Source organism: Helicobacter sp., assembly GCF_014799995.1.
Taxonomy (GTDB): domain Bacteria; phylum Campylobacterota; class Campylobacteria; order Campylobacterales; family Helicobacteraceae; genus Helicobacter_D.
Map to the genome: position 1 here is coordinate 1 of NZ_JAAVGY010000040.1, position 13,657 is coordinate 13,657.

Here is a 13,657-nt window from a genome sequence, read left to right on the forward strand (position 1 = left end):
AGCACTCATTGCTGCTAATTCTGTGCGGGGGGGGGGCGAATATTTGCCTATTTGCAATTTTTTCAAAAAGTGCGTGAGCTAAGAAAAGAGTTTAAGGAGAAAAAGAAATGAGATTTCACTTGTCATTGCGAGGAGCGAATGAAATGAGTAACGAAGCAATCCATAATAAAGAATCTCACTTATTTATTTTGGATTCATTATTTGACTTACTTCAAGTGCATTATTATAGATTGCCACGCAAGTTTTGCAAACTTGCTCGCAATGACAAAATAGCATACGCTCTGATTCCTAGTCATTGCGAGGCTTTAGCCGAAGTAATCCATAATCCAACTTGTTTTTCAAAATTCTAATCATTTGCTTGCAATGGGAAATTTCAACATTTTTATTGGTTTGTTATGATTTAAAGCTTATAATCTCTCTTGCAAAAGTATTAGAAAGGCGCAAGGTTGCTAAGTCTTATTATCCCTGTATTTTATAAAAACGAGCATTCTTTTATTTATAAAAGAGCGGTAGAGCTGATAGAAAAGTTTAAAAACAAAGAGGGATTTGAAGCGATTTTTGCTGATTCTAGCAAAGCTCCTTTGCTCCAAAGCCCTTATACAAATATTAAAATTATTCATACTTTTATAAGCGAACAAATCTTTTCTCCTGCACACGCTAGAAACGAAGCCGCCAAACTCGCAACGCAAAAATATTTATTTTTTTATGATGTAGATATGGATTATGCCGCAGGTTTTGAAGCCTTGTTGTTACGACAAATAGAATCGCAATTAGAAAAAGGACATACGAAATTTCTCTCTCTTCCTTTTTTGTATCTTACCCAAGAGGGAACGAAGTTTTTTGAGAAAACAAGAGATTTGCAAGGTTTAAAGACTAGCTTTTTAAGAGGCGAAAATCATTGGGTGGAGAGTCTTTCTGCAAATAGTTCCGCTATCATTATAGAAAAGCGATATTTTGAATCTTTGGGAGGATTTAGAGAAGATTTTTTTGGACATGGGGGAGAAGATTTTGAGTTTTTGCATAGACTTGCTGCGCTCAATCCACATAGTATTAAGCCAGAGGATTATTACCTTGATGTGCGTCATCAGTTTTTGGGAAATGCTAAGGGCTTTAGGAAATACCTTGCTTATTATTCCTTACCCCTCTTTTTTAAAGACTTGATGTTGCTTCATAGATGGCATCCACGTCCGCTGACGAATGCCTTTTATTTCAGGCGCAAACCAAATGAATCCCTTTTAAAAGAAAAAATGCAAGCTTTTGACCAAGTAAATAAATCTGAAGTTTGGCTCTCTACTACCCCATTACAAGAATTTAAAAAATGGATTACTTCATTGATGCATCAATATGGCTATACACCTTTAGAATACACAGGATTTTTTAGTTTGGGTAAAGGTGTCAAACCCATTAAAAAACCAATAGGTAATAAGATAAGAAAATTTCTCACAAGACCCAAAGAATTTTTTAATGATATGCCATATTTGCGACGATTAAAAAATTGGCAGATTCTTAATACTTATATTTATCTTTGGGCTTTTTATCGTTTTTGGCAACCACAAAAATCTCGCTCCAATCAATTTTTAAAGGATTCTTTGCCAATTTTTCCAAGAAAATCAAAAATCACAAAAGATTCTGTGTTTTATGGTTGGGGGCGCAAAAAATCAGGATTTAATGCCATAGCATTAGCGAAGAAACACCATTGCAAATATTTATTGCTTGAAGATGGCTTTATTCGCTCAATCGGGCTTGGGGTGGAAAATTCTCCCACTTTTAGCATTGTGGAAGATGAGCTTGGAATCTATTATGACGCGACAAGTCCTAGCACATTAGAAAACCTCCTTACAACTTACGACTTTGATTCCAATCCCGCGTTGCTCGCAACTGCTAGGGAAGCAATGCAATTCATCGTGAGGCATAATATTTCTAAGTATAATTGCGCTAAGAATGTTCCTCAAGACTATTTTGCAAAGGATTCTAACAAGAAAAGAATCTTGATTATCGCCCAAACCAATCACGATTCTAGCCTATTGTATGGCTATGGGGAGGAATTTAGCACAAGCGAAATGATAGAATCCGCAAGGCTAGAGAATCCTAATGCTGCAATTTATCTTAAAATCCACCCCGATGTTTTAAGCGGCAAACGACAATCCGACATTGCCCTTGATGAGATTCCAGACTTTTGCGAAGTGATTCAAGAGGACTTTAATCCGATTTCTTTGCTGAAATTTTTTACCAAAGTCTATACTAAAACTTCTCAAATGGGCTTTGAGGCTTTGCTCTTGGGCTTGGAATGTGTGTGCTTTGGAATGCCCTTTTATGCAGGGTGGGGGCTGACACAAGACAAACAAACTTGCCCAAGACGAAATCGCAAATTAAGCTTGGAAGAGGTTTTTGCCGCAAGTTATATTCTCTATCCGCGGTATTTCAACCCTATTTATCAGAGGGAGAGTGATATTTTAGATACTTTGCACACGATAGAGCAATATAAGCATTTTTATGAGAAAACTGCGTGCAAAGCTTATTTGTTTGGTTTTTCAGCTTGGAAACATCATTTTATCAAGCCTTTTTTGCCAAATTATGCCCCAAGCAATCTTATTTTCATTAATGCAATTGGGAGAAGCCCGCTAGAGGCTGCACTCCAAAAGGGTTTGGATTCTAAGAGTGAGATTTTCATTTGGGGACGCAAAAGTTTCCCAGAAATAGAATCCTATGCTAGGGCAAACCAGTTAAAAATTACACGCGTAGAAGATGGCTTTATCCGCTCACTCTCTTTGGGTTCGGACTTAACGCGACCTTTTTCTCTCGTCTTTGATGACATTGGAATCTACTTTGATTCTACCGCACCAAGTCGCCTAGAGACAATCTTGCAGCAGACGCAATTCTCCCCCTCTCTTTTGCGGGAGGCAGAGGCTCTAAAAGAGCAAATTTTAAAGAACAAAATCAGCAAATATAATACCAGCTCCCACGCGCAACTCCAGCTTCCAAAGGATAAGCGAAAGATTCTAGTCAGCGGGCAAGTAGAAGACGATGCTTCCATAGCTTATGGTGCGCCCGGTCAAACCAATCTTTCCTTATTGCGACAAGTAAGAGAGGAGAATCCGCGAGCCTATATCCTCTATAAGCCGCACCCAGATGTCTTAAGCGGCAATCGTGTAGGGCATATCAAGCCACAAATTGCTTTAGGGTATTGCGATGTAATTCTTGAAAATGTGAGTTTGCCCTCTGCAATAGAAGCCGTAGATGAGGTACATACACTCACTTCGTTGAGCGGATTTGAGGCTTTGCTATATGGCAAAAGGGTTGTAACTTATGGAATGCCCTTTTATGCAGGGTGGGGGCTGACACAAGACAAACAAACTTGCCCAAGACGAAATCGCAAATTAAGCTTAGAAGAACTGCTTTGTGGGGCTTACATTCTCTATCCGCGTTATATTCGCCCGCAAACTTTAGATTTTTGCGCCCCAAATGTATTAGTAGAAGCCTTGGAGAATGAGCGGCAAAGAATCGCAAAGAATCCCTTGTATGCCTTGAGGATTCGGCTTTATTCGCTTGTTTCAAGAAAAATCCAAAGGCTTTTGAGAGCTTTTAAGCGGTAGTAAATACTTTTGTCATCACAAGCGAAAATTACGACTTTGCGTCATTGTGAGACTTTAGCCGAAGCAATCTATAATTCTGTAAAAAGCAAATGTTATAATAGAATCTTTAGGCGAGACTTTAGATTATGGATTGCCACAGCCCCTAACGCGGCTTCGCAATGACAAAAGAGCCGAATTTGCTTGCAAGGACGCAGTGGCAGAATTTGCCGATGATTGCCACAATTCCAAGAATAGAATCTCACAATAGTAGAACGGTAGAATCTTAGATTGCCACAACTTTTTATGCGCTTGTAAAGACAAAAGCAGAATTTGACTGCCAAATACCTAAAAATCTTTGCAAAGAATACTACTTCAAGATTCTAGGCAGAGTAATCCCTGTTTGGTTTTGGTATTTCCCACTTTTGTCTTTATAGCTTACTTCACAGGGTGCGTCTCCTTCTAAAAACAACACTTGCGCGATTCCTTCATTTGCATAGATTTTAGCAGGGAGTGGTGTAGTATTGCTAATTTCAATCGTGATATGCCCCTCAAATTCTGGCTCAAAAGGCGTAACATTGACGATAATTCCGCAACGCGCATAAGTGCTTTTGCCTAGACAAATTGCCAAAATATTGCGCGGGATTCTGAAATATTCAATCGTCCGCGCAAGTGCGAAAGAATTAGGAGGTACAATGCACACATCACCCACGAAATCCACAACATTTGCCGCGTCAAAATTTTTTGGGTCTACCACCATTGCATTGATATTGGTAAAAATCTTAAACTCATTGCTTACGCGAATATCATAGCCATAGCTTGATAATCCAAAGCTCACAACCCCTCGTCCCACTTGATTTTCACAAAATGGTTCAATCATTGCGTGTTTCTGCGCCATTTCACGAATCCATCGGTCTTCTTTTAATCCCATTTGATTCCTTATTTATTTTTTTAATTAGTTATGGTATTATAACAGATTAAACAAGCAAAACTCTTTGGAAAATCCAAAGGAATGTTTGAGAATCTACTTTTAAAAGGCTTTAAAATGAATTTTAAAGAGATAAAAGAGCTCATAGAAATCTTTGACGCAAGTAATCTGAATCGTTTAAGTATTTCGCAAGAAAATTCAAAGATTAAACTTGAAAAAGGGCAAAGTTGCGCCACAGCAGTAGTTGTAGAATCACAAAATACACCCCTTAACGCACCTATTCAAACCTCACAAAGCCTTCCACAAATTGCTCCTGTTGCGTCTGCACCTGCTGCGCCACTTCCAACGGGAGAGACAATTAATTCTCCAATGGTTGGGACATTTTATCGTTGTCCTTCCCCTGATACTCCTGCGTATGTGAATGTAGGCGATAAAGTTAAAAAGGGGCAAACATTGGGAATTATTGAAGCAATGAAAATTATGAATGAAATTGAAGCAGAATTTGATTGTATTATTAAGGAAATTATCCCTAGTGATGCGCAACCTGTGGAATATAATTCTCCTTTATTTGTGGTGGAGAAAATCTAATGCAAGACACACCAAAAGAGATTCAAACCATTTTGATTGCCAATCGGGGTGAAATTGCTTTAAGGGCTATTCGCACGATTAAAGAAATGGGAAAAAAAGCCATCGCAGTGTATTCCACAGCGGATAAAGACGCACATTATTTGGATTTGGCAGATGCAAAAGTATGTATCGGTGGAGATAAATCTAGTGAAAGTTATCTCAACATTCCTGCAATTATTTCTGCGGCAGAACTTTTTAACGCAGATGCGATTTTTCCGGGATATGGATTTTTAAGCGAGAATCAAAACTTCGTTGAGATTTGCAAGCACCATAAAATTGAGTTTATAGGACCAAACCCTGATGTAATGGCTCTAATGAGTGATAAGAGCAAGGCAAAAGAAGTGATGAAAAATGCAGGAGTGCCTGTGATTCCCGGAAGTGATGGCGCAGTTGCTTCCAAAGAAGAAGCCCTAAAACTAGCCAAAAAAATCGGGTATCCCGTGATTTTAAAAGCCGCAGCAGGAGGTGGCGGGCGCGGTATGCGTATCGTAGAAAAAGAAGAAAATATGTTTAATGCTTATTTGGCAGCAGAGAGTGAAGCTATTAGTGCGTTTGGTGATGGCACAATCTATATGGAAAAATTCATTGACAAGCCAAAGCATATTGAAGTGCAGATTCTAGCAGACAAGCACGGGAATGTTTTACATGTAGGGGAACGTGATTGTTCTTTGCAGCGGCGACATCAGAAATTAATTGAGGAATCTCCAGCTCCGACATTAGAGCCAAAAACGCGTGAAAAGTTATTGCAGACAGCCATTACCGCGACAAAGGCAATCAAATATGTGGGTGCAGGCACTTACGAATTTTTGTTAGATTCTAATCAAAATTTTTATTTTATGGAAATGAATACGCGTTTGCAAGTGGAACACCCTGTGAGTGAATTAGTTAGCGGATTGGACATTATTGAGTTGATGATTCAAATTGCAGAGGGACAGAGTTTGCCAAAGCAAGAGGAAATCAAATTCAGTGGTTGTGCAATGGAATGCAGAATCACAGCAGAAGACCCTGTGAAATTTTACCCTTCAGCGGGTAAGATTACCAAATGGATAGCACCCGGTGGAAACAATGTGCGCTTTGATAGCCACGCGTATGCGGGTTATGTTGTACCAATGTTTTATGATTCTATGATTGGCAAATTAATCGTTTGGGGGCGGAATCGTAAAGAGGCAGTCGCAAGAATGTCGCGAGCTTTAGACGAGTTTTGCGTAGAGGGGATTAAAACTACGATTGCTTTTCATCAAGAGATGATGAAAAACGATGATTTCAAGAGAGGAGTGATTCATACGAAATATTTAGAGCAAAAAATGGCAAATGATTCTGGGAAAAAATAAAAGTGGAACACAAAGTGCTTGTAATTTTTAAAAATTGCAAGGATGCAAATTCATTATTTAAGGAGATAAAATGAAAATTGGAAATGCACAAATCGCAAATGAAAGTTTGATTAGCTTAAACAAAGCAAAAAATGATGAAAAAGACGCACTCAAAAAAATCTCTTCTGCTCGTCCGATAGAGGCAACAGATGGTGCAAGTTTGGCTTTGGCAAATGTGCTTTTATCACAGGCAAATTCAATGTCTCAAGGAATCCGTAACGCAAATGATGCGTTAGGCGTGATGCAAATTGCCGATGCAACACTTTCTAATATCACAGATTCTGCAATGCGTATGAATGAACTTTCTGTTGCATTGGGGAATCCTGCATTAAATAATGAACAAAGGGCAATGATTGAGGGAGAAGCCAATGCGCTCACACAAGCAATGAGTGATGCGGCGAATCAAGCAATCTTTAATGGTAAAAATGTTTTTAGCGGGCAAATGAGTTTCGTAACCGGCAATGGAACAGAAAGCATTAATATGCAAGCCCCTAATGTTGCGGGATTGAGTGTGAATAACCAGCAAAGCATTTTGGATTTTATTAACAATGTTAATATGAGTCGTGCTAATATTGGTTCTGCGATGAATGGAATCCAATCAGGAGTTAATGCGAGTATGAACACAGTAGTCAATCTAAAAGCCGCAGAGGGTGGATTAATGAAAGATGATGTGGCAGAAAACTACAACCAACTAAATGCAGCAAAACTAAAAGAAAATGCCTCTCTTTATGTCGCGTCTTTTAATGCACAATATCTACAAAGTCGTTTAGACGCATTACTCGGCTAGTCTTTATTTAAGAAGGGGGATTCTCCTTTCCCCCCAATTCCACTAGAAGAAGTGGATTAATCTCAACATTGCCCCCACGCTTAAACAAATCAGCGAAACACCCCAAACCCAAAAGAAGCTTTTGCTAATGTGCTCTTTGATACTGACTCCACTGATTCCGCAGCCTAAAAGCGTTGCCGGGACAACAGGAGAAATAAAGGTTGCACAATTTCTAGCGACAACCATAATGATTGCGATACTCATCGGGTCAATTCCTAGTGCAGAGGTGATTCCAACGACAATAGGCATAATGCCAAAAAAGTAGGAATCTGTACAGAAAATTAAAGCCATAGGAACGGCACTAATTCCTACGATAAGAGGAATGAGGATTAAAGCCCAATCGGGTAAAATTTCTAAAATCACATTTGCCATTACTTTCATAATTCCGGTTTTATCAAAGACGCCAATAAGAATCCCAGCTCCAAAAAGTGTTGTTGCCATTAAAATCGCACTCTTGGAGTATTTGTCAATCAGTTTTTGCGCTACCTCTAACTTAGGGTAATTAATAAATAAAGCGAAGCAAAATCCAAGCATAAACAAAAAATAACTCGGAAAGATGTTTGCAATGAGAAGCACTAAAATGCTTAAGAGCAAGAGAATATTCAAAAAGAATCTATTGCTTGTGTGGTGCTCGCCAAGTTCTAGTTGGTGAAAATTCTCGTTGCTTGCGATATTTCCCGCTCCTCTTTGGATTTCTTGTCTTGCGAGGAGAATCGCAACACCCAGAGCCAAGAAAAGTCCCGTGATTTGAATCGGGATTAGTTGATGCCAAATTTCATTTGCTTCTGTATTAATGATAGTTGCCGCTCGCAATGTAGGACCACCCCAAGGGAGAAGATTCATCACTCCAAGTGAAATTGCCATAATCGTCATTAAGGTTGTTTTGCGCATTCCTAGTTTTTCATAAATGGGCAACATAGCGGGAATCACGATTAAGAAGCTAGAAGCTCCAGAGCCGTCCAAATGCACGACAACAGAAATAACCACCGTTAAAATGCAAATACTATACACATTGTTTTTGCTAAATTTTAGCAAATAATTAATCATCGTATTAAATACGCCTGCTTCATTCAAAAGCCCAAAAAACAGAATCGCAAAAATAAATAAAACCGCTGTGGAGCTTACACTACTGATTCCTTGCCGAATGAAATATTTGAGTGCATTAAAATCAAAAATGGGATTCTCCATCTTCGCAAAATATGCGATGTCAAACTTTTCTTTTAAAAGACTTCCGATTCCTAGATGAAAGTTTATTTCTAGCAAAACAAGCAGAATCGCACTTATGCCAGAAACGACAATAAATGCGACAGATGGGGTTGTTTTGTCTGTTAAAAGGAGATAGACGATTAAAATCAGTGAAGCAAAACCCACAAAAGCGAGAAAAAATTCCATAAATATCCTTTTGGAGAAAATCTAGCTATAATAATAGCAAACAAATAGATAGAATCGCAAACTAAATATTTTAAGGAAAGAAACCTTATGTATTGCCAAAAGCAATGTAGAGATTAAATTTCAAGGAGATGTTATGTTTTTTAGCAAATATTCCGCAAGTGGCAATGACTTTATCATCACGCATATTTTTGGTGCGCAAAAGCACGCATTTGATAAACTTGCACAGAGAATTTGCAATCGTCATCAAGGGGTGGGGGCAGATGGTTTGATTATCTTAAAGCCACACTTGGAATATGATTTTGAATGGGAATTTTATAATTGTGATGGCAGTGTGGCGCAAATGTGTGGTAACGGAAGTCGTGCAGCGGCAATGTATGCGTATCATTTAGGAATCGCAGGCGTCAAACAGAGATTCCTAACACTTGCGGGCGTGATTGACGCGACCATAGAAAACGAGGAAGTAGAGAGTGCGTTAAGCGGAGTAAAGATATTGCAAGAAAACATTTGCGAGTTTGGGAATACTTGGGTGTTAATTGATACCGGAGTGCCGCATTTGGTTTGTGAGAAAAAGGGCGAATTGGGCAAGGAGGACTTGCGTTTTTTGCGTCATAAATACAATGCGAATGTCAATATCGCTAGTATAGAGCAAGATAGAGTGATTGCGCGTACCTTTGAACGTGGGGTAGAGGACGAAACACTTGCGTGTGGCACGGGAATGGCAGCAATGTTTTATTATTTGTTTTATGCTGGCAAGATTCCAAATCCTTGCCTTTTTAATCCTGCAAGCAAAGAGGATTTGTATCTAAGAGAATACCAACAGAGGCTTTATCTCAAAGGCAAAGTGCATAAAATCTGCGATTTTGTGTTTAGCTGATTTGGCAGTGCGAGATTATGGATTGACCGCAAGTTAAAATTTGCTCGCAAAGACGAATCTTAATAGATTGCTACACCAATTAATCAGCTTGCAAGGGCGCAGTGGTAATTTGTCTAAACTTTTGGTATGATTTTGAAATTTTATTATTTTAAGGAAGTATTGTGAATTTTTGTATTTTATTTGGCGGAAAGTCCTATGAGCACGAAATCAGTATCGTAAGTGCGATTGCGATTAAAAAGCTGTTTCCGCAGTTGAAGCATTTTGTCTTTTTGGATTCCTCGCATAATTTTTACCTGATTCCAGCGCAAAATATGCAATCCAAATTTTTTAGCTCCAAAGATTATACAAAAGCACAGAGAATTTACCCCCAAAAAGACGGGTTTTATTTGCGCACATTCTTTGGAGAGAAGCCACTGCACCTACCGATTTTGATTAATTTGATTCACGGGGGAGATGGAGAAGACGGAAGCATAGCAAGCTTATTAGATTTCTATGGGATTCCTTACATTGGTCCGCGCAATCCTGCTTGTGTATTGAGTTTTGACAAGGAATTGACGAAGCTATTAGCCCAAAGTCGTGGAGTAAAAAGCCTTGAATATCGTGTGCTTTATCGTGAAGAGCCTATGCCGGAGGGTTTGACTTTTCCACTGATTATTAAGCCTGCAAGACTTGGAAGCTCTATTGGAATCAGCATTGTAGAATCACAAGAAAAACTGCAATATGCGTTAGAATCTGCCTTTGAGTTTGATGAGAAAGTCCTCATTGAGCCTTTTATTGAGGGGATTAAAGAGTATAATTTGGCAGGTTTTAAATCTAAAGAGGGAATGCAGTTTTCTTTTATTGAAGAGCCAGAAAAGAAGAGATTTTTAGACTTTGAGAAAAAATATTTAGACTTTTCACGCACAGGAAATGCAAAAGAAGCAGAGATTAGCGAGGATTTGAAATCCTCTTTGCAGGAGAATTTTAGCAGACTTTATCAGAATTTATTTGAGGGTGCTTTGATTCGTTGTGATTTTTTTGTCAAAGACAATCAATGCTATCTCAATGAGATTAATCCAATACCGGGAAGTCTCGCAAATTATTTATTCAAAGACTTTCAAGGTGCTTTACAAGAACTCTCTAAAGCACTTCCAAAGCCAAATGAAATACGCGTTGCCTATGAATTTTTACACCAGATTCAATTTGCAAAAGGCAAATAGTGGCGCAAAAGAGATTGGAGTATCAAGGACAAACTTTTACACTCTCTTATGAGATAAAAGAATCCAATGAAGAAAGTGCGCCCATTCTCGTTATTTTACACGGTTGGGGAGCTAGTAAAGCTTTGATGAAACAGGCTTTTGGAATGCTATTTCAAGGATTTAAACATTACTATATTGATATGCCGGGATTTGGTAATTCCCCCACTCCTCCTTTTGCGCTTAATACCTATGATTATGCCGAAATTTTAAGGATTTTTTGCAAACAACTTTCGCTCAATCCTCATCATTGCACGATTATGGGGCATAGCTTTGGAGGCAAAGTCGCGACTTTATTAGAGCCAAAGGAGTTGATTTTATTGAGCAGTGCAGGGATTTTAGTGCCAAAAAGTCTCAAAGTGCGCCTTAAAATTACGATTGCTAAATCTCTAAATCAATGCGCACCCAAGTTTAGCAGAATCTTCAAACATTTTTTGCGTTCTAAAGATGTAGAAAATATGGACGAGGTGATGTATCAGACTTTTAAAAATGTTGTAGATGAGGATTTTTCAAGTGTTTTTGCAGAATTTAAGAATCCAAGCTATGTTTTTTGGGGTGAAAGCGACCTTGCAACCCCTCTAAAATCAGGAAAAACAATCCACACATTGATAAAAAATTCTGAATTTTTTGTGCTAGAGGGCGACCATTTTTTCTTTTTAAAAGGCGCACAAGAGATTGAAAAATTGTATTTAAACACCAAAAATAAATAAAATTTATCTAAAATTCGCTAGAATTGCGTAATTTTTCTTTAAGGACTTCTTTTGCAAAGCATTGATATTTTTATTATGGCGACCCGCTGGATTTTTCTTATCGCATTAGGTTATTATGTAATGATAAATCTTCAGTGGTATCATTACAAAATCACGCGCGTATTATTTAGACATCACAAACAAAAATGGCATTTGTTCTATTTCGTGCTACCTGTGATTTATTTTATTTTGATTCCAAATAATCTTTATTTTCATCTTGGTTTATATCTTTACCTGATTTTATTGGGTATATGGGCTTTTCATCTTAATAAGCGGCTCGTTTTTACAAGTAGAGTTTTACGATTTTTTAGCCTCTATATTGCCTTTATTTTGTTTAATGCGTTGTTGATTTATAGGATTGAGGAATATTCGTTTTGGCTTCAAATCGTGCGTTTATTCCCGCTTTTTATCTCTATCGCGCTTTCGTCTTTGATAGAAAGAATCTTGTTGAGTCGCTATAAAAAACTTGCTTTGGATAAGCTAGAGAGTATGCCAAATCTCGTAATTATTGCAGTTACAGGAAGTTATGGCAAAACAAGTCTTAAAAACTTTTTATTCCAAATGTTGCAAGAGAGTTTCAAGGTTTATGCCACACCAAGAAGCGTGAATACGCTCACAGGAATCATCGCAGATGTGAATCAGCATCTTTCCCCCTTAACAGATATTTATATCGTGGAAGCTGGAGCTAGAGGGGCAGGGGATATTAAAGAGATTGTAGATTTGCTTTCGCCGCAAATTGCAGTAGTTGGAAAAATTGGTGAGGCACACATTGAGTATTTTAAGAGTATAGAAAATATTTATAGCGCAAAATACGAGATTTTAGAAAGCAAGGCATTGAGCCGTGCTTATATTTATGAGGGTAATGTTCAGCCCGCTAATAGTTTCGTTAAAATCATCAATTTCCCTCGTGATGCAAGTGAGATTGTCGCGACTTTAGAGGGAACGAGTTTTACCCTAAAAGTTAAGGGTAAAAAGTTAGAATTTAAAACCCGCATTCTAGGTGCGTTTAATGTGATTAATATTAGTGCTGCAATCGCAGTAGCAAAAGACTTGGGTGTCAGTGATGAGCAGTTAGTCAAGCGGGTGCAGAAGTTAGAGCCTATCAATCATCGCCTAAGCAAGATTATCGTGAATGAAAAAGTCATCTTAGATGATAGTTACAATGGGAATCTTGATGGAATGTTGGAGGCGATTCGTCTATCTTCTTTGCATAAAGGCAAAAAAGTCATTGTAACACCCGGTCTTGTTGAGAGCTCCAAAGAGGCTAATATTGCACTTGCTGAAGCGATTGATAAGGTGTTTGATTTAGCGATTATTACAGGAGAACTCAATTCAAAATTATTGCGTAAGCATATCTCTAAGCCTCAAAAAATTGTCCTTAAAGACAAGGCACATATTGAACATATTTTAAAAACTACCACAAACGATGGCAATCTGATTCTTTTTGCTAATGACGCACCAAGTTATATTTAAAAATAAGGATATGGGATAAATGGAATATTTGTATGCGCCTTGGAGAAGTGGTTATTTCACACAAAAGAATGTAGAATGTGTTTTTTGTGCGGTTTCTAAGGGGGTGCAATCTTCCCTTGATGTAGAATCTCTAAACTCTAATGCAGCAGGGGATTCTGCTTCTTTACCCAATCTACAACAAGCAGACCTTGCCAATCGTGTTTTTTATCGCGATGATAAAGTCTTTTGTGTGATGAATAAGTTTCCCTATACGCCCGGACATTTTCTCATTATTCCTCATACGCATACAAATTCTCCAGAACTCTTAGAGATGGAGATTTGGTTACATTTACAAAAGATTGCACATAAGAGCGTAGCACTTTTGAAAGAATTTGGAGCGCAAGGGATTAATCTAGGAATGAATATTGAGCGCGCAGGGGGTGCTGGGATTCCAGAACATTTGCATTTGCATTTGATTCCACGTTTCATTGGGGATACAAATTTCTTCACCACAATTGGAGATAGTCGCGCCTATGGGGTGGATTTTGATGTAATCTTTCAACGCATTTGCAAATTGGCACAGGTTTATTTGAAAGAAAATTAGTTAATTTGGTAAATATTTGGAATCTGTGTTT

General features: G+C 38.2%; 13 protein-coding genes. 11 read left to right on the plus strand and 2 right to left on the minus strand.

What is annotated here, in order from left to right; genetic code table 11:
• The first annotated feature begins 107 nt into the window (after nucleotides 1-107).
• From HDT10_RS05400 to HDT10_RS05410, 3 genes are all read left to right on the plus strand, one after another.
• Nucleotides 108-350 carry a hypothetical protein gene (locus HDT10_RS05400; protein WP_290880879.1) on the plus strand — a complete coding sequence of 81 codons (243 nt, stop codon included), beginning with the start codon at nucleotides 108-110 and terminating at the stop codon, nucleotides 348-350.
• A 96-nt stretch (nucleotides 351-446) separates the two neighbouring features.
• Nucleotides 447-3,593: a galactosyltransferase-related protein gene (locus HDT10_RS05405; RefSeq protein ID WP_290880881.1), complete on the plus strand. Its 3,147-nt coding sequence runs from the start codon at nucleotides 447-449 to the stop codon at nucleotides 3,591-3,593.
• Between the two features lie 9 nt (nucleotides 3,594-3,602).
• Nucleotides 3,603-3,755: a hypothetical protein gene (locus tag HDT10_RS05410; RefSeq protein ID WP_290880883.1), complete on the plus strand. Its 153-nt coding sequence runs from the start codon at nucleotides 3,603-3,605 to the stop codon at nucleotides 3,753-3,755.
• 184 nt (nucleotides 3,756-3,939) lie between these two features.
• On the opposite strand, the gene dcd is transcribed toward HDT10_RS05410, so the two are convergent.
• Complete coding sequence (gene dcd, locus HDT10_RS05415; RefSeq protein ID WP_290880884.1) at nucleotides 3,940-4,500, minus strand: dCTP deaminase; 561 nt, start codon at nucleotides 4,498-4,500, stop codon at nucleotides 3,940-3,942.
• Nucleotides 4,501-4,614: 114 nt separating this feature from the next.
• Between dcd and accB the strand changes: the two genes are divergently transcribed.
• The 3 genes from accB to HDT10_RS05430 all read left to right on the plus strand — a co-directional run bounded on the left by accB (nucleotide 4,615) and on the right by HDT10_RS05430 (nucleotide 7,281).
• Nucleotides 4,615-5,085, plus strand: coding sequence for an acetyl-CoA carboxylase biotin carboxyl carrier protein (gene accB, locus HDT10_RS05420; RefSeq protein WP_290880885.1), 471 nt, complete (start codon nucleotides 4,615-4,617; stop codon nucleotides 5,083-5,085).
• Entirely contained in the window at nucleotides 5,085-6,455 is a 1,371-nt protein-coding gene (locus HDT10_RS05425; protein WP_290880888.1) for an acetyl-CoA carboxylase biotin carboxylase subunit, read from the plus strand. The genes accB and HDT10_RS05425 overlap by 1 nt, the downstream gene beginning before the upstream one ends.
• 70 nt (nucleotides 6,456-6,525) lie before the next feature.
• Nucleotides 6,526-7,281, plus strand: a complete 756-nt coding sequence (locus HDT10_RS05430) for a flagellin (RefSeq protein ID WP_290880890.1) — start codon at nucleotides 6,526-6,528, stop codon at nucleotides 7,279-7,281.
• Nucleotides 7,282-7,323: 42 nt separating this feature from the next.
• Here the strand turns inward: HDT10_RS05430 and HDT10_RS05435 are convergent, their stop codons facing one another.
• On the minus strand, nucleotides 7,324-8,712 hold the full coding sequence (locus HDT10_RS05435; protein ID WP_290880893.1) for an SLC13 family permease: 1,389 nt from the start codon (nucleotides 8,710-8,712) through the stop codon (nucleotides 7,324-7,326).
• 133 nt (nucleotides 8,713-8,845) lie between these two features.
• Between HDT10_RS05435 and dapF the strand changes: the two genes are divergently transcribed.
• The 5 genes from dapF to HDT10_RS05460 all read left to right on the plus strand — a co-directional run bounded on the left by dapF (nucleotide 8,846) and on the right by HDT10_RS05460 (nucleotide 13,626).
• On the plus strand, nucleotides 8,846-9,586 hold the full coding sequence (gene dapF, locus HDT10_RS05440) for a diaminopimelate epimerase (protein WP_290880894.1): 741 nt from the start codon (nucleotides 8,846-8,848) through the stop codon (nucleotides 9,584-9,586).
• A 161-nt stretch (nucleotides 9,587-9,747) separates the two neighbouring features.
• On the plus strand, nucleotides 9,748-10,785 hold the full coding sequence (locus tag HDT10_RS05445) for a D-alanine--D-alanine ligase (protein ID WP_290880896.1): 1,038 nt from the start codon (nucleotides 9,748-9,750) through the stop codon (nucleotides 10,783-10,785).
• The gene (locus HDT10_RS05450) at nucleotides 10,785-11,531 is read left to right on the plus strand and encodes an alpha/beta fold hydrolase (protein ID WP_290880897.1); all 747 of its coding nucleotides are present in this window, start codon (nucleotides 10,785-10,787) and stop codon (nucleotides 11,529-11,531) included. Before HDT10_RS05445 ends, HDT10_RS05450 begins: the two co-directional genes overlap by 1 nt.
• 51 nt (nucleotides 11,532-11,582) lie before the next feature.
• Nucleotides 11,583-13,043 carry a UDP-N-acetylmuramoyl-tripeptide--D-alanyl-D-alanine ligase gene (locus tag HDT10_RS05455; RefSeq protein WP_290880898.1) on the plus strand — a complete coding sequence of 487 codons (1,461 nt, stop codon included), beginning with the start codon at nucleotides 11,583-11,585 and terminating at the stop codon, nucleotides 13,041-13,043.
• A gap of 19 nt (nucleotides 13,044-13,062) precedes the next feature.
• Complete coding sequence (locus tag HDT10_RS05460) at nucleotides 13,063-13,626, plus strand: HIT domain-containing protein (protein ID WP_290880900.1); 564 nt, start codon at nucleotides 13,063-13,065, stop codon at nucleotides 13,624-13,626.
• The last annotated feature ends 31 nt before the right edge of the window (nucleotides 13,627-13,657 follow it).

Bases quoted from the DNA above. Each gene is read 5' to 3' on its own strand.
- HDT10_RS05400 (WP_290880879.1), top strand. From the start codon at position 108: ATGAGATTTCACTTGTCATTGCGAGGAGCGAATGAAATGAGTAACGAA.
- dcd (WP_290880884.1), bottom strand. From the start codon at position 4,500: ATGGGATTAAAAGAAGACCGATGGATTCGTGAAATGGCGCAGAAACAC.
- dapF (WP_290880894.1), top strand. From the start codon at position 8,846: ATGTTTTTTAGCAAATATTCCGCAAGTGGCAATGACTTTATCATCACG.
- HDT10_RS05425 (WP_290880888.1), top strand. From the start codon at position 5,085: ATGCAAGACACACCAAAAGAGATTCAAACCATTTTGATTGCCAATCGG.
- HDT10_RS05435 (WP_290880893.1), bottom strand. From the start codon at position 8,712: ATGGAATTTTTTCTCGCTTTTGTGGGTTTTGCTTCACTGATTTTAATC.
- HDT10_RS05460 (WP_290880900.1), top strand. From the start codon at position 13,063: ATGGAATATTTGTATGCGCCTTGGAGAAGTGGTTATTTCACACAAAAG.
- HDT10_RS05430 (WP_290880890.1), top strand. From the start codon at position 6,526: ATGAAAATTGGAAATGCACAAATCGCAAATGAAAGTTTGATTAGCTTA.
- accB (WP_290880885.1), top strand. From the start codon at position 4,615: ATGAATTTTAAAGAGATAAAAGAGCTCATAGAAATCTTTGACGCAAGT.